The 17136-nt window shown below is 38.3% G+C and carries 12 protein-coding genes and 1 tRNA gene; 5 read left to right on the forward strand and 8 right to left on the reverse strand.

What is annotated here, in order from left to right; translation table 11 throughout:
* Position 1: 1 nt before the first annotated feature.
* Positions 2-682 (reverse strand): ComF family protein, encoded by a 681-nt coding sequence (locus tag ACLJX0_RS12895; protein ID WP_410880986.1) that lies wholly within the window; start codon positions 680-682, stop codon positions 2-4.
* Positions 683-793: 111 nt separating this feature from the next.
* Between ACLJX0_RS12895 and ACLJX0_RS12900 the strand changes: the two genes are divergently transcribed.
* From ACLJX0_RS12900 to ACLJX0_RS12915, 4 genes are all read left to right on the forward strand, one after another.
* Positions 794-982: a hypothetical protein gene (locus ACLJX0_RS12900; RefSeq protein ID WP_410880988.1), complete on the forward strand. Its 189-nt coding sequence runs from the start codon at positions 794-796 to the stop codon at positions 980-982.
* 4 nt (positions 983-986) lie between these two features.
* A complete protein-coding gene (locus tag ACLJX0_RS12905; RefSeq protein ID WP_410880989.1) occupies positions 987-1361 on the forward strand; it encodes a YchJ family protein in 375 nt (124 codons plus the stop codon).
* Between the two features lie 61 nt (positions 1362-1422).
* On the forward strand, positions 1423-2829 hold the full coding sequence (aspA, locus tag ACLJX0_RS12910; RefSeq protein WP_410880990.1) for an aspartate ammonia-lyase: 1407 nt from the start codon (positions 1423-1425) through the stop codon (positions 2827-2829).
* Positions 2830-2887: 58 nt separating this feature from the next.
* The gene (locus ACLJX0_RS12915; RefSeq protein WP_410880991.1) at positions 2888-3520 is read left to right on the forward strand and encodes an NAD(P)H-binding protein; all 633 of its coding nucleotides are present in this window, start codon (positions 2888-2890) and stop codon (positions 3518-3520) included.
* Between the two features lie 52 nt (positions 3521-3572).
* Here the strand turns inward: ACLJX0_RS12915 and ACLJX0_RS12920 are convergent, their stop codons facing one another.
* The 7 genes from ACLJX0_RS12920 to ACLJX0_RS12950 form a co-directional block, all read right to left on the reverse strand.
* On the reverse strand, positions 3573-4148 hold the full coding sequence (locus ACLJX0_RS12920; protein ID WP_410880992.1) for a YceI family protein: 576 nt from the start codon (positions 4146-4148) through the stop codon (positions 3573-3575).
* A gap of 141 nt (positions 4149-4289) precedes the next feature.
* Positions 4290-5834 carry a glycine--tRNA ligase gene (locus tag ACLJX0_RS12925; RefSeq protein WP_410880993.1) on the reverse strand — a complete coding sequence of 515 codons (1545 nt, stop codon included), beginning with the start codon at positions 5832-5834 and terminating at the stop codon, positions 4290-4292.
* A 123-nt stretch (positions 5835-5957) separates the two neighbouring features.
* Positions 5958-7115, reverse strand: a complete 1158-nt coding sequence (locus tag ACLJX0_RS12930) for an efflux RND transporter periplasmic adaptor subunit (protein WP_410880998.1) — start codon at positions 7113-7115, stop codon at positions 5958-5960.
* 10 nt (positions 7116-7125) lie between these two features.
* Complete coding sequence (locus ACLJX0_RS12935) at positions 7126-11484, reverse strand: CusA/CzcA family heavy metal efflux RND transporter (protein WP_410880994.1); 4359 nt, start codon at positions 11482-11484, stop codon at positions 7126-7128.
* 220 nt (positions 11485-11704) lie between these two features.
* Positions 11705-12049 (reverse strand): hypothetical protein, encoded by a 345-nt coding sequence (locus tag ACLJX0_RS12940; RefSeq protein WP_410880995.1) that lies wholly within the window; start codon positions 12047-12049, stop codon positions 11705-11707.
* Between the two features lie 205 nt (positions 12050-12254).
* Positions 12255-13298 (reverse strand): thiamine-phosphate kinase, encoded by a 1044-nt coding sequence (thiL, locus tag ACLJX0_RS12945; protein WP_410880996.1) that lies wholly within the window; start codon positions 13296-13298, stop codon positions 12255-12257.
* Positions 13299-13437: 139 nt separating this feature from the next.
* On the reverse strand, positions 13438-16683 hold the full coding sequence (locus ACLJX0_RS12950; protein ID WP_410880997.1) for a DUF2723 domain-containing protein: 3246 nt from the start codon (positions 16681-16683) through the stop codon (positions 13438-13440).
* A 177-nt stretch (positions 16684-16860) separates the two neighbouring features.
* Here ACLJX0_RS12950 and ACLJX0_RS12955 point away from each other — a divergent pair.
* A tRNA-Gln gene (locus ACLJX0_RS12955) sits at positions 16861-16931 on the forward strand.
* Positions 16932-17136 lie beyond the last annotated feature (205 nt).

The raw sequence follows: 17136 nt of genomic DNA on the forward strand, positions 1-17136 counted from the left end.
TTTATTTTGTGTAAGCTAAACACAAAATACTCACCTTGCTTTCAGGGATTTGGAGCAATAAGCGCGCACAAGTTTCCAAGGTGCTTCCTGTAGTTAGAATATCGTCGAGCAATAGAAAGTGCTTTCCGTTATAATCAGGCGAGGGTTGTAGTTGAAAAACAGCAGGTTTGGATTGTATGCGTTCTCGAAAGCTTTTGGTGGTTTGCGAAGCTGTTGGTTTGTTTTTGAGGAGTATTTTCTTGTTTATAGGAATTTGAAAGCGTTCAGCTAAGGCTTGCGCAAAACCATCTACTTGATTGTAACCGCGTTGCCGTTGTTTTTTGCGGTGTAATGGAACAGGAACTAAGAAATCTACAGAAGGGTATACCCGATCTTGGGCGAGTAGTTCTGCGTACATTTCTCCAAGAAAAAAACTCAGTCGGGGTTGGTGGTTGTATTTTAATTGATGCAGAAGATGGGCTACTATTCCGTTTTTGGTATAGTAAAGCAAACAACTGGCCTGTTGTATTTTGACTTTTCCATAAAATTTACCCAAGGCCTCATTTGGAGCTTTGAGATGTTGATTCGTAAAAGGTAAAGCTACGCGACAACTTGTACACAACCATTCTTCTTGGGCAAGGAGAATCACGGTACAACCCATGCAACTTTTTGGAAAGAGGAGGTTAAGGAGGTTTTTAAGCATAAGAAAAAGAATTCGTTTGCTTAAAAATAAACTGAAATCTCAGGAATAAAAAATTACTTTAAATGAAAGCAACCGATATCTTTGTATAGTATAAGCAAAAAGTAAAAAAGCATGGAAAAGTTAATAATCATTCTCCAGCAAATGGTGAAGCAAGGAAAAATGGATGAGGCACGAAGATTAGCAACCGACATCATGTCTCGGTTTCCGCAATTAATAGATCTCGCTAAAACGGATGAAGAATTGGTTCGTTTAGCCAAGATGCAAAAAATTGTAGCAGATGTTCAACAACAAATAGCCTAAGGAGATGGAGTGTCCTTGTGGAAGTGAATATACCTTAGAACAATGTTGCATGCCCTTGTTGAAAGGAATGCAACAACCCGCAACGGCGGAAGCTTTAATGCGATCAAGATATACGGCTTACGTTTTAGCAAATGCCAATTACCTCCTTGATACAACGCATCCCCGTATGCGTCATTTATATAGCAAGAAGTCAATTTTACAATGGGCCAAGGAAAATCAATGGTTGCGTTTGGAAATTGAATCGGCTACAGAATTAGCGGTTGTGTTTCGCGCTTATTTTAAAGATTCCAGTGGACAAGAGCATCAGCATTATGAACATTCAATCTTTGCTTTGTTGGGAGAGAAGTTATACTATGTTTCAGGAACTTTTGAAGATTAGCATTTTCTTGAAACAACCAAGGGGGAAAAATAAATAAAAGTAGTGTAAGAAAAGAAAAACGATGAAAAAAACAAGAATTGAAAGTGATTTACTAGGGGAAATCGAAGTTCCCTTAGCAGCATATTATGGGGTACAAACCCAAAGAGCGATGGATAATTTTGCTATTTCTAAACAGAAATTAGCCGATTATCCTGATTTTATTAAAGGATTGGCCTTGGTTAAATGGGCTGCAGCCAAAACCAATTGGAAGTTGCAAATCTTAGATCAAACTATTTATCAAGCGATTGAAACAGCGTGTAAAGAAATTCTTGCGGGGCAGTATCATCAGGACTTTCCTATTGATATGATTCAAGGAGGAGCGGGAACTTCTACGAATATGAATGCCAATGAAGTTATTGCCAATCGTGCATTGGAAATCTTAGGACATGCCAAAGGAGAATATCAGTATTGTTCACCCAATGATCATGTGAACTTATCTCAATCCACCAATGATGCTTATCCAACAGCATTTAAAGTGGCACTGTTTGAGATGAATCAACGCGTAGTAAAGAGCTTAACTACATTAGTTGCCGCTTTACGTATAAAAGAAACGGAGTTTCAAGATATTTTAAAAATGGGGCGCACACAATTGCAAGATGCTGTTCCGATGACCTTAGGACAGGAGTTCGGCGCTTTTGCTTTTACGTTGGAACGCGAGATTAAAAAGTTGGAAGAGGCAAGTGTAGCCTTTTTGGAAATTAACATGGGAGCAACGGCTATTGGTACAGGTTTAAATGCGGTTCCTGGCTACGCAACCCTTTGTGCGCAACATTTAGGAGAATTGATGCAACAACCGGTCATTTCAGCAGAAAACCTTATCGAAGCAACTTCGGATACAAGTGGCTTAGTGGCATATTCTAATGCACTTAAAAAGGTAGCGATTAAGTTATCCAAAATGTGTAATGATTTTCGTCTCCTTTCTTCAGGGCCACGTACGGGATTAGCTGAAATTCAGCTCCCTGCAATGCAACCAGGTTCGTCAATCATGCCAGGAAAAGTGAATCCCGTGATTCCAGAAGTGGTGAACCAAGTGTGTTTTAAAGTAATTGGAAATGATATGACGATTACCATGGCTTCCGAAGCAGCTCAGCTGCAATTAAATGTAATGGAACCTGTATTGGTACATAGTTTAATGGAATCTATCGAGTGGATGATCAATGCGATGGATACGTTAAAAGATAAATGTATTACGGGTATCCAAGCGAATGCAGAACATACAAAGGAACAAGTTTTACAGAGTATAGGTATTGTTACCGCATTGAACCCCTATATCGGATATAAAGCGAGTACCAAAATTGCCAAAGAAGCATTAGAAACAGGCCAGGGTGTATATGATTTAATCTTAGCTCATCAATTGATGACGAAGGAGCAATTAGATGAATTATTGGATCCTAAACACATGCTTGCTCCTCATGCAGTCGCGAAATAAGAAGGACAACAACTAAAAAAAGATAGCATAGGTTTTATTTTTTTCGTAATTTACTGTTATGAGAGCTGTTATAATTGGCGCTACGGGAGCCGTTGGAAAAGTATTAGTTCGTCAACTGTTGTGTGACGAACGTTACCAGTTTGTTGAAATTTTTGTGCGAAACCCTTGGGATATCCAACATCCCAAGCTGATTTGTCATGTTGTTGATTTTGAAGAAATGGACAAATGGTACCATCTTATTGAAGGAGATGTAGCGTTTAGTTGTTTGGGAACCACTAAAAAACAAGCGGGCGGAAAGGCTAATCAATGGCATATTGATTACGATTATGTGATTCAATTTGCTAAATATTGCAAGGCTCAATCGGTACAAACTTTTGTATTGGTCTCCTCAAAAGGGGCAGATTACCGCAGTAAGGTATTTTATTTGTATCTCAAAGGACGCATTGAACAGGCAATTGCACAACTACATTTTAATCGTACCATTATCATACGTCCAAGCTCTTTAATTCGACCAAATTCTAGTCGGACGGGTGAAAAGCTAGGGGTGAAAATCTTAACTTTCTTCAATCGCCTAGGAATGTTTCGATCCTATCGCCCAGTAGCGGTGTCTAAAGTAGCGGATTGCATTCGAAATGATGCTGTTAAACCCGTTGCCTATACCTTAATTGTGATTGAAAATGATGAAATATAAAAAGGGCTTGCTAATTTTAGCAAGCCCTTTTTAGTTAAAAATATATAAAGGATTAGTTAGCTTTACTGAATTCTAAATTCACCGTCAAATCAACATTTTTTCCAATCGCTTGTCCAGTTGGATCATAGGCTACATCAAAGTCAAAACGGTTAACGGTTGTGGTGGCTTGAAACCCAATTTTCGTATTTCCATTTCCATCATCTGCTAATAAACCACCATAGGTTAATTTAAACGTAACAGGTTTGGTGATATTTTTAATCGTTAGGTTTCCTACTAACTCATATTTATCTTTTCCTGTTTTTTTCATCGATGTACTCTCAAATTTCATGGAACCGAATTTTGCCGTATCAAAAAAGTCAGCTGATTTTAAGTGGTTGTCACGCATTTCAACTCCTGTATTGATGCTGTTTACATCAATCGTAAAGTTGAAGGTTCCTTTCGTTAAATCTTCTGGATTTCCAGTAAATGTACCTTCGTATTTGTCCATTCTACCATCAACGAATGAAATACCTAAGTGTTTTACGGAGAAGTTTAAGAACGAGTGCATCGGATCAACATTCCATTTTGTTTGTGCAAAGGAAGTAACTGAAAATAAGGCAGCTACTACGAATAAAGCTATTTTTCTCATATCTTTTATATTTTGTGATTATCAATAGTACAAAGATACGAAGTTCTGATAGCGAAGCACTTAACCTACATTAAGAAAATAGTAGAATAAAAAAACCTCTCAAATCTATTGAGAGGTTTTGTATGGGAAGTAATGCAAAGATTACATCATTTTTTTTAACCAGTTTCGCATAGAAACTTCTTCGTTGATGATAGAACGAAGATCGGCAATTGCCACGCGATCTTGTTTCATCGTATCTCTGTGACGGATGGTAACCGTTTTGTCTTCTAATGTTTGGTGATCCACGGTAATACAGAATGGCGTTCCCAAAGCATCAGCACGACGGTAACGACGTCCCACAGCATCTTTTTCATCATAAGCCACGTTGAAATCCCACTTCAAATCTTCCATGATTTCTTGCGCAACTTCTGGTAATCCATCTCTTTTGATTAGAGGGAAAATAGCGGCTTTCGTTGGTGCTAAAACTGCAGGTAACTTCAGTACGGTTCTGGAAGATCCGTCTTCTAGAGTTTCTTCTTGTAGCGATTTGGCAAACACGGATAGGAACATACGATCCAATCCAACCGACGTCTCCACTACGTATGGAACATAAGAAGAATTTGTTTCGTTGTCAAAGAACTGCAATTTCTTCCCTGAGAATTGTTCGTGTGCTTTCAAGTCAAAATCAGTACGCGAGTGAATTCCCTCTAATTCTTTAAATCCGAATGGGAAGTCGAATTCGATATCAGTTGCCGCATTGGCGTAGTGAGCCAATTTTTCGTGATCGTGGTAACGGTAGTTTTCCGCTCCCATTCCCAAGGATAAATGCCATTTCAAACGCGTGTCTTTCCAGTACTCGTAATATTTCATCTCCTCACCTGGTTTCACAAAGAATTGCATTTCCATTTGTTCAAATTCGCGCATGCGGAAGATAAACTGACGAGCAACAATCTCGTTACGAAAGGCTTTTCCTGTTTGAGCAATACCAAAAGGAATCTTCATACGTCCTGTTTTTTGAACGTTTAAGAAGTTGACGAAAATACCTTGTGCTGTTTCAGGACGAAGGTATAAATCCATCGCTGTATCAGCAGAAGCGCCTAATTTAGTTCCGAACATCAAGTTGAATTGACGAACTTCAGTCCAGTTTTTAGAACCTGTATCTGGATCAGCAATTTCCAACTCTTCGATTAGTGCTTTTACATCCGCTAAATCACCTGTATCTAAACCGTGAGCCATGCGCTCTAAAATCTCTTTTTTCCTTGCGTAGTATTCTACGACACGTGGATTAGTGGCAATGAATTGCTCCTCATCAAAAGCTTCTCCAAAGCGTTTTTTCGCTTTTTCAATCTCTTTTAATGCTTTTTGGTGTAGTTTTTCACAGTAGTCTTCAATTAAAACGTCTGCTCTATATCTCTTTTTACTGTCTTTATTGTCAATTAAAGGATCATTGAATGCATCAACGTGACCAGAAGCTTTCCATGTGGTTGGATGCATAAAGATTGAGGCATCAATTCCTACAATATTTTCGTGCATTTGTACCATGGATTTCCACCAGTACTCTCTAATGTTTCTCTTTAATTCTACACCGTTTTGAGCATAGTCATATACTGCGCTTAAACCATCGTATATTTCGCTAGATGGAAAAATGTATCCATACTCTTTCGCATGCGAAATAACATTCTTAAAAATATCATCTTGTTTTGCCATAGTGCAAAAGTAATAAAAGACTTTAAGATTTAAAAACCACTAACCAAGCATTTTTACTGAAAATGTGAATTGTTTAACCTCCTTGTCTTAAAATAGTTAGTTGTTGTAAATTCACCGTTTGTTTTATTCTTCCTCTTCTGTATTTTTCAATTTCATTAACAGGGTATAAGCGCCTTTCGAAACGATGGTTTTATTGGCTAGGATAGTTGCATTGCGAATTGCTGTGAAACCGTTTTCAGTTTCTCCTACCTCTACAGGCGTTAATTGAAACGTTTGTTTTCCAACTTCAATAAAAACAAAGTGTTTTTTCTCAAAGTACACGATACTTTCTTCAGGAAGTGCTTGAGTTAAAGTAGCGTGAGTATCAATTTCGGCATTCATATACATCCCTGGTAAAAGGTTTTTTTCAACATTCTCAAAGTGACAGTGGACTTCGGAGGTTCCTTCTGTGTTGACATCCATGCTGATTAATACAATTTCGCCTTCGTACTTTTTTGATGGATTGTTATTGGTGTAACTCACCACGCGTTGACCCACTTCCAATTTATCCAAATCTTTTTCATATACGTTGAGAGTTAAGTGAATGTCCGATGGATCAATGAGTTCAAACATGACATCTGATGGGGTAACATATTTCCCGATGTTGACATAAGTATTACTTACAAAACCATTGATTGGGCTGTAAATGGCGATAGATCGACTAATGGAATTGTGGGTTAAGGTCGAGGGATTGATGTTAATCAAACTCAACTGTTGCCCTAAGGCATTCATCGCAATGCGTTGAACATTCATTTCTGCTTGGGCTTGTTGCATGACTTTATCACTGCTGGCTTGACTTGCATTGAGCTCTTTCTGACGTTGGTAGTCTAATTGAGCAAATTCATACTTGTCTTTAGCGATGAGGTAATTTTGTTGTAAATCAATATAACGCGGATCCTCCATAATGGCAATTTGCTCGCCTTTTTTGATGTGCATACCAGGCATGAGCTTAGTTTGCTTGATATAGCCTCCTAGTGGATTGGTTACTGAAATTAAATTTTGTGGGGGAACATCTATTTTTCCGTTTAATTTTAGTACAGAAGCGATGATATGCTCTTGAAATTTTGTGGTTTCTATCTCTACATGTTTGAGTTGAGCATCGGTTAATTGCACAAGATCTGTTTCTTCCTGTACGGTTATTTCTTCTGTAGTTGTTTCTTTGTCTTTGCATTGAATGAACATAGTAGACAGGGAAAAACCTACCAGTACAATAGAAATTCGACGAATAGTTTTATATAAGATAGACATAAGGCTAATTATTTGAAGTTAGATAATTGATTTGGATGACTGTGTCATTGTATGCTTTCAACGAGTCGAAGTAGTTACTTAGCAGTTCTAAGGCTTGATTGATTAGCATTACATATTCAAGATAGTTAATCTCCCCATTGACGAATTGCAATTCTGCCGTTTGCATAATCACATCAGCGCCTTTTGGAGCCTGTTGTTCATAACTTGCTACTATTTGTTGATTGCTGCTGAGGGTTATCAACAATTGTTGATAACGATTTACGATAGTTTGTTTGGTCATCGTTAATTCCGCTTCTGCTACTTTCTCTGCTTCTTTAGCAGCGCGTATTCTTCCTTTTTGGCCAAAATCAAAGAGCGGTAAGGTTAAACTGACTTGAAAAGCATGAAAACGATCCTTGCGAGTGTAATACACCTCATTGGCTGCTAATCCCATAAAACTGCTATTGTTATAGACTAACTGAATCGTAGGTAATAACTTTGATCGTTCTAATTGGGTTTGTGCCTGTGCAATTACGCTGTTTTGTTCTGCTATTTTTAGCTGTGGATTAGAATCAAAGTCTTGTTCTAATCCCAATAACTCTACTTTGTTTCCTTCTACTACGGGAAGTAAATCTTCTACTGTGTTGAGTAAATAGTTCAATTGTAATTTAACTAGGCTCTTCGCTTGTGCTATTTCACTTAGTTGCATTTGGATCTTAATCAATTGATTTTTAGCTGTGGTTTGTTCTAATATGGTGCTTTCTCCTTTTTGAAAGCGCAAAGTCGCCTTGTTGTAAAAAGAGGTGTACAGGCTATCTGCTTGCTGTAATAGCTGCTCTTTTTCATTCCAATAGAAGTAATCGAAGAAACTTTGTGTCACTTCTCTTTTGATTTCAAGGGTCTTGAGATGTAAATCGAAAATACTTTTTTGCCATGTTTTCTGATACACCTTTTTTTGTTTGTTGTACATCGTTGGAAATGCAATATCCTGACTGATACTAAATTTGTTATCCGTATATGGACCGTTAATTTGCCCAAATTCACTGGCCACTGTTGCTTGTGGAACGTCAGTTGCTGTATGAATAAACGCTTTGGCGAAGGCCGTACGCAATTGTTCGGTTCGAATGGTTTGGTTGTTGGTCATGGCACGATCCAGGGCTTCTTCCAAAGTTATTGGAGTTTGAGCAAAGACAGGAGTACTTGTTCCAAACAACAGGACAATGACTGCTGTTAGGCTGCTGACTTTTTTCTTTTTAAAGAAAGAAAAGTTCAGTTTCTGTTCAAAAGTAATATATAGTAAAGGCAAAATAAATAAAGTTAAGAAAGTGGCGAGAATTAATCCTCCAATGACAACGGTGGCCAACGGGCGTTGTACTTCGGCTCCTGCACCGTTACTCAAGGCCATCGGAAGGAATCCAAACGATGCAACAGAAGCTGTCATCAATACAGGACGCAGACGACTTTTTGCCCCGCGAACTACTACGTAAACGATGTTGGTAATGCCCGACTTTTGTAAGCGGTTGAATTCAGCAATCAATACAATACCGTTTAACACGGCTACCCCAAATAAGGCAATAAAACCAACCCCTGCACTGATACTAAAAGGCATACCTCGTAAAGCAAGTAAGAAAACACCACCAATGATTGACAGGGGAATAGCGGTAAAAATCATTAAACATTCCTTGATATCGCGGAAGGCAAAAAACAGCAAAACAAAGATTAAGACTAAGGCCAATGGAACGGCAATGGCTAAGCGTTCTTTGGCTTCGTTTAGGTTTTCAAATTGTCCGCCATAGGTAATGCGATAGCCTGTAGGTAATGTAACTTTAGCCTCTACTTTTTGTTGTAATTCTTCTACAATACTCTGTACATCGCGACCTTTAACATTGAACCCAACAAAAATACGACGCTGTGCATTTTCACGTTGAATTTGATTCGGGCCTTCTTTGATTTCTACTTTTGCCAATTGATTCAACGGAACTTGAGCACCTGACGGAGTAGGAATTAAAATGTTGCGGATTTGTTGGATGTCTTGTTTGCTCTTTTCACTCATACGTACAACAAGGTCAAACCTATTTTCTCCTTCATATACCTGACCTGCACTTTGTCCGGCTAAAGAGGTATTGACAATGCGATTGACAGTGCTAATGGACAAGCGATGGCGCGCAATAGCAGAACGATCATATTCGATTAACAGTTGAGGCATTCCCGTAATAGGCTCAACATATAAATTTGCTGCTCCTGGAATGGTGTTGATAATTTGTCCAATTTGATTGGCAGTTGTTGCAAGTGTATCCAAATTATCACCAAATACTTTGACTACAACATCTTGTCTCGCACCTGTCATCAACTCATTGAATCGCATTTGCACTGGAAATTGGAAACCAACGGTAATACCTGGCACTTCTTCTAAGGCCTGTGTCATTTTTTCGGCTAATTCAGGAAAGGTAGAAGCCGATGTCCATTCTTTTTTGTCTTTTAGAATGACCATCATATCTCCCGCTTCCATCGGCATAGGGTCGGTAGGGATTTCACTATTTCCAATTTTAGTGACGACTTTCTCTACTTCTGGAAATTGAGCCAGTAAGATATGAACGGCTTTTTGGGTGCTTTCTATAGTTGTTGATAAGTTGCTCCCATTGAGTACTTTGGTATCTACAGCAAAGTCTCCTTCTTCCAAAGACGGAATAAACTCACCTCCTAAAGTTGATAAAATATAAAGTGCACTGATAAATAATAAGGCAACAATAGCATAAATGGTTTTGGGAATTTCCAATACTTTAACCAAGGTATTTTGGTATATTTTTTCCAACTTCGCCATAAAACGATCGGCAAAATTTGGTTTGCTGCTTACTTTTCTACTCAAGATAAGCGAACTCATCATGGGAACGTAGGTCAAGGAAAGTAAAAAGGCTCCCAATAAGGCAAACGCTACGGTTTGAGCCATGGGTTTAAACATTTTTCCTTCAATACCTTGTAAGGTTAGAATTGGAATGTAAACGATAAGGATAATGATCTGTCCAAATACCGCACTATTCATCATCTTAGAAGCGGATTGTACTACGGTTCGATTCATTTCCTCTTGTTGGAGGAGTACTTTTTCTTTGTACTTATGGTTGTGACTGAATTGATGGAGAACGGCTTCTACAATGATGACGGCTCCATCGATAATCAAACCAAAGTCTAAGGCACCTAAACTCATGAGGTTTCCACTTACACCAAAGAGATTCATCATGGAAATGGCAAATAGCATGGCTAATGGAATGATAGAGGCAACTAATAAGCCAGCGCGAATATTACCCAAAAACAACACCAGTACTAAAATAACAATTAAAGCCCCTTCTAGTAAATTTGTTTCTACGGTTCCAATGGCGTTGTTGACCATTTTGGTGCGATCCAAGAAAGGCTCAATGACAACGCCTTTAGGAAGTGATTTTTGAATTTCAGCAACACGTGCTTTGACCTCTTGAATGACGTTATTGCTGTTCTCTCCTTTTAACATCATGACAATTCCTCCTGCTACCTCTCCTTGGTCATTATAGGTCATGGCACCATAGCGCGTGGCATGTCCAAGTTGGACTTTAGCAATATCGCGAATGAGAATGGGATATTCACTGTTTTTTGAGGTAATAGCGATATTCTCTATGTCCTCGATCGTCCCGATTAAGCCTTCGGAACGAATGTAGAGTACAGTCGGTCCTTTTTCAATATAGGCTCCTCCTGTGTTTTCATTATTTTTATTCAAGGCGTCAAAGACATCAGTAATTGTTAATCCGCTCGCATCAAGTTGGTTGGGGTTGATGGCAATTTCATACTGTTTTAGCTTTCCACCAAAACTACTCACTTCTGCAACCCCTTTCACTGAAATCAATTGACGGCGAACAATCCAATCTTGAATGGATCGCAATTCTGTTAAATCAAATTGCTTTTCATAACCCAGTTCTGGGCGAACAACGTATTGATAAATTTCGCCTAATCCTGTTGAAATAGGCCCTAATTCGGGCTGTCCTACTTCTTTTGGGATATCATTTTGCACCTGTTGGAGGCGTTCGCCTACTTGTTGTCGAGCCCAATAAATATCCACATCTTCTTCAAAGACAATAGTAATTAAGGACAACCCAAAGCGAGAAAAGCTTCGAATGCTTTTCATCCCTGGAATATTGCTATTGGCTTGTTCAATTGGAAAGGTAACTAAACGCTCAATGTCAGTAGCGCCATAGTTAGGGGCAACGGTAATGACTTGTACTTGGTTGTCTGTAATATCGGGTACTGCATCAATGGGTAATTTGGTCAGCTGGAAAAGACCTATACCGATTAGGCCGAGTACCAATAGGCCGATGATTAATTTATTCTTTACGGAATATTCAATTATTTTATTTAGCATAATACAACTGTTAGGCACAACAGTAGCAGGGAGTCCTCTGGTGAAATACACAAGAAACCACGGGAATATCACGCCCAAAAACGAGGTTTTTGAAGCGCATAAAGTATCAGGTGATTTGATAATTTCATGAGAAATCAGGCTGCAGTTGAGCTTGATACATAAATACGATAAGACCATGTCATCTAAGAATTTAGATGCATGGGGAAAGGGTAATTAGGTATTAACAGTATTTGGGCGGTTGCCAAATAGAGGATAAGAAACTACTTTCAAAAATAGCATCGTGAAAACGTTCTACTGGAGTATTATTCGTTGGAATTTTCACGCGATCAATTTTGAAAATTGTCGGTGGTGTTGTGGCCACAAGATGGATAATGGGAGCGTGAGAAAGAAAAGGAAGCTTCTCATCCGTAGGATCCCCATCCTCTTTGTGGTTGTTGTCATAGTGGATTTGTAAAAATCCCCAGATACTCAAATCGGGATTCAGTCCCTTGTGTTCAATATAGTGCTCTACAAGTAAAGGAAATTTCAACAGCTGACCAAATTCAGTTGTTGATATCAGAAACATAAGCATTAAAAAAACGGCTATTTTTCTTTTCACAATCCTTGTTATGAGTTAATTAGATAGTACAAAATTAAGTAATCTTTTCGATTTGATGGGTGCAAGGTAGTAATTTGTTTATATTCAAAATAAGCTACAGGATAATTCTAATAAAAATCTAATGATTTCTTAACAAAAAAAGCAAGACTAAACAGTCTCGCTTTTTAGTTGCTTATTGTAATGCATTCCAGCCTTTCGCTTTGATTGGAATTTTGGTATTGTCTCTTGTGATGAGGTGAACCCCTTCACTTTCTTGTGTCATATGCCCAATAATGGTCAAATTCGGATTGCCTTTAATCTTGTCATAATCTTCCATTTTTACGGTAAATAACAATTCATAATCTTCTCCACCATTGATGGCAATTGTAGTAGAATCAATATTGAATTCCTCACAGGTATTGATAAATTGAGGGTCTAGTGGTAGTTTATCTTCAAATAAATTACAACCCACTTTCGATTGGGTGCATAAGTGCATAATCTCAGAGGATAATCCATCAGAAACGTCAATCATACTTGTTGGTTTTACATCTAGCTCTGCCAATAATTGCTTGATATCTGTACGGGCTTCTGGTTTTAATTGTCTTTCGATAATATAGTCGTATAGCGAAAGATCCGGTTGGTTATTTGGATTAACGAGATAGACTTGTTTTTCGCGTTCTAGCACTTGTAAACCCATATACGCCCCTCCGATATCTCCAGTAAGAACCAACAGATCGTTGTCCTGAGCAGTATTGCGATAAACCAATTCTTCCTCTTTGGCTTTCCCTAAAGCGGTTACACTGATAATTAACCCTTTTTGAGAAGAAGTAGTATCCCCACCTATAAGATCTACCTTGTAGTAGTTACAAGCCAAGGCAACTCCTTCGTATAGCTCTTCTAAAGCTTCTAAAGGAAATCGATTGGATACGGCAATAGAAACGGTAACTTGAGTTGGAACCGCATTCATCGCACAAATATCAGAAAGATTGACTACAATTGCTTTGTATCCCAAATGTTTCAATGGGGCATATGCCAAGTCAAAATGTACGCCTTCAATGAGTAAATCCGTTGAGACTACTACTTTATCTGTGGTAAAGTCAAGTACAGCTCCGTCATCGCCAATGCCCTTTACAGTGGAAGGTTGTGTCGTTGCAAATGTTTGCGTTAAGTGTTTGATTAAGCCAAACTCTCCTAGTTGCTCTACTTGTGTTTTACTTTGATTTTTATTTTCAATCATAATGGTGATTCCTTTTGAAGGACAAAGTTAAGAAGAAAACTCAACCATGCCTAAATGAATTGTTTTTTGCTGCTGTTTAGAAACGACAAAAGCCTTTATTATGCGAAATAAAGGCTTTTGTTTATGTAATCGTTGAGCATTATTCTGTCAGTTCTTGATCTTCTGTTTCTCCTGCTCCTTGGTATTGTCTAAATAAATAATTGAATTGAGTGAAATAACCGTTGAAATCGTTTTTAAAGTCATCGATAAATTTCGCGTCTTTGTCTTCTGTATCCACAATAGACACTAGATTTCTCCAAATTTCTAATTCGGATAAAATTTCATACGCATAGTAGTTTTGATCTTCTAACGGGAGATTTTTGTAGTAAAACAATTTCTCATTCGATTTTTGTGCTAACTCTTTGGCGTATTCTTGTGCTACTTTCGTTTCACCAATTTTGTAATAGCCTTCAACATAAGGAATGACTAATTGGTAATACCCATAGTATTTAATCGGCATATTGGTCATAGCCATATCGAGAATTTCTTTGGCTTTTGCATTTTTGCCCTCTTCGATTAATTGCTCCGCTAAACGGCTCAAATTAATACGGTAGCTCAAAGCATTTCTGCGCGTTTGTGGGTCATGGTAAATTTTGTCACTGCCCATATTACCCCAATACCACGTTTTTACCGTTTCATACATGCGATCCGAATCAATAATACCCAAATCTAATGGATGTGCATTCTGACCTGGAGACTTGATCGGTACTAATTTGTAAATCAGTCCTTGCAGTTGCAAGTAGTCTTTCATCCAAACAAAGTCATCATTGTTGAAGCTCCCTCCAGAGAAATAAACCGGACGCTCCCAATTGTTGTTGGCAATAATGTCCAACATAATCAAACGGTGCTTGTAGATGGCTTGATCTGTAATATCAATATCCAACTGAGGAAGTACTTGATCTCTTAAATGAGGCGATACAATATTGTTTTTTGCAATAATAGTTGAATCTACAGGAAGACTGAACTTATTTGTTGGAATAAAGTAAAGGGTAGTTCCTGCCTCTGTTATTTGCTTGGTTCGTTGATCATCTGAACGAACCACATCTAATAATAACGACAAATCAAAGCGCTGCTCTGTTTGTGGATTAATTAAAATGGCATCGCGTTTATTTCCCACATATTGATCGTGGGTAAATTTGATCGGTAAAGGCTCAGAGTCATAGGCCTTGGCTTTCATCTGGTCGATATACCAATCTTGTGTTAATAAACTTGTACATACCACGCGGACATCCGTACGGTATCCTTCAATCTCTTGTAGGTACCAAAGCGGGAAAGTATCGTTATCTCCAATGGTGAAGATAATAGCATTTGGATCACAAGAATCTAAATACGCTCGCGCGTTAGCTAAAGCAGTATAACGATTAGAGCGATCGTGATCATCCCAGTTTTGTTGTGCTAATAATAAAGGTCCAGCTAGGGTACAAGCCGTTAGTACAAGCCCAGCAGCTAGTTTAGGCGAAAGATATTTCTGTACCCCTTCATAGATGGAGTATACCCCAAATCCTAACCACATCGCAAAAATATAGAAGGAAGGAACAACGGCATAATCGCGTTCCCTTGGCTCAAAAGGACGCTCATTCAAGAATACTTTTAACGCCAAACTCGTAAATAAAAAGAGTACCAATAAGACCCAAAACATCTTTGGATCTTTGCGATAGTTGAATACAATTCCTATAATTCCCAAGATAAACGGCAAGAAGAAATAAGTGTTTCTTCCTTTGTTATTGAGCACGTCAGACGGAAGGTTGTCTTGAGAACCTAGGCGAATTTCATCTAAGAATTTCACTCCGCTCAACCAGTTTCCGTGTTCTAAATCCCCTTGTCCTTGGATGTCATCTTGACGCCCAACAAAGTTCCACATCAAGTATCGCCAATACATATACCCAAATTGGTAGGTAAACATATAAGACATATTGTTGCTGAAAGATGGAACTTCAATATCTAAATATTGACCATATTGACTAAAGAAATTATCTAACTCTTCTACACCGAATTCGCCGCTAGCTAGTTTTTGTTTCATCCCTTGATTCAAGTATAGTAACTTCTCATTTTGGGTATAACCTGATGCAATTTGGAAGTCGAGTGGCTTCGTATAACGCATATAGTTGATGCGGTGATTCTTATCTGTACTCCACATACGCGGCAAAAATCCTTTGTGTTTTTCATCAAAGTTTTGTCCTGCGTTTTTCCATTCATTAACTACAACGTATTTTCCTGTTTTGTAATCTCGTTCGTAATTGGGTTTGTCGTCCTTCCATGGATTATTTTTATCTAACCCAACATAGGCCTTGGTAAAGTATGAATCATAGTAAATACTTTCATCCCCATATTGTTCCCTTTGGTAGTAGGCCAATAGCTCCGCCGCATCGGAAGGGGTGTTTTCGTTAATAGTCACATTGGCATTTGCGCGGATAGGCAACATCAACCAAGCGGTTAATCCAACACAGACAAATACTAAAGATAAAATCAGTGTATTAGCAGTTACATATCCTTTTTTACGGGTATACCATAAACCGAATACAGTCACTCCAAGTAAAATCAAGAAAGCGAGGATGGTTCCACTGTTGAAGGGAAGTCCAAGTGTATTGATGGCGAAAATTTCCGTTTTTCCAAAGAAAGCCAAGAGCTTAGGGAAGAAAAAGGCAAACAAAAAGAATAGCGCAACTACCGCTGCGATATTGCCAATAATGAAGTTTTTAACCGTTACTTTCTCATATTTTTTGAAGAAGTAGAGTAATCCAATCGAAGGGATCGTTAATAAAGCCATTAAGTGCACCCCAAAGGAACATCCTGCTACAAGTCCAATCAATAACAACCAGCGGTTTCCACGTGGTTGATCCATGTCATCTATCCATCTCAATCCTAAATAGAGTAGAAGAGCAGTAAGCACCATAGCTGAAGCGTACACTTCTGATTCCACAGCATTAAACCAAAAACTATCGGTAAAACTAAAAGCTAAAGAACCAATCGCAGCACTCCCTAAAACGGCAATCGCATTCATGGTATTCCATTCTGATGTCTTGGTTACCATTTTTTTCAAGATATTAGTCATCGACCAAAACATAAAGAGAATGGTAAAAGCACTAGAAAAAACCGCTACCATATTCACTGCTAAGGCAATGTGTTGCGGTGAAATAGCAAAAAGCGAAAACAAAGCACCTAACATTTGATAGAAAGGAGCACCTGGAGGGTGTCCTACTTCAAGTTTAGCAGAAGTTGCAATGTATTCTCCTGGATCCCAGAAACTAACGGTAGGTTCTACGGTCAAAGTGTAAGTGATTAATGCAACGAGGAAGCAAAGCCATCCTCCGATTATATTCCACTTTTTGTAGTTGAATGTTAACATATAAGAATATTCTTGGTATTTTTAATCATTATATACAAAGAAAGTCTTTTTTTATTAGATACATGCCACATTAAAAAAAAATAATTTTGTGTTTTGTTTTTGGATAATATAAAAAAAGTGTTACTTTTGCCTCCGCAATGCAGAAGTAGACACTACTTCTACAAGTAAAAGTGGTACTGGCCTATGGTGTAATGGTAACACAGCTGATTTTGGTTCAGTCGTTCTAGGTTCGAGTCCTAGTAGGCCAACAAGAGCTCCTTGAGAAATCAAGGAGCTCTTTTGTTTGGTGAATCGTAAGATGTGAGTAATTTGGTGAGGATGAGATGAGGTTTGGGATCAGGTGCAAAAGTTGGGGACTATGTAAAAAAATCGTTTTTTTTCTATCTAACTTTTCCAGTCCGTATGTCACCCTGAAAAATAAAAAAATCTCTTCTATTTTGTCATCCTGACGGA

The sequence above is a fragment of the Myroides sp. DW712 genome (assembly GCF_046557355.1).
Taxonomy (GTDB): domain Bacteria; phylum Bacteroidota; class Bacteroidia; order Flavobacteriales; family Flavobacteriaceae; genus Flavobacterium.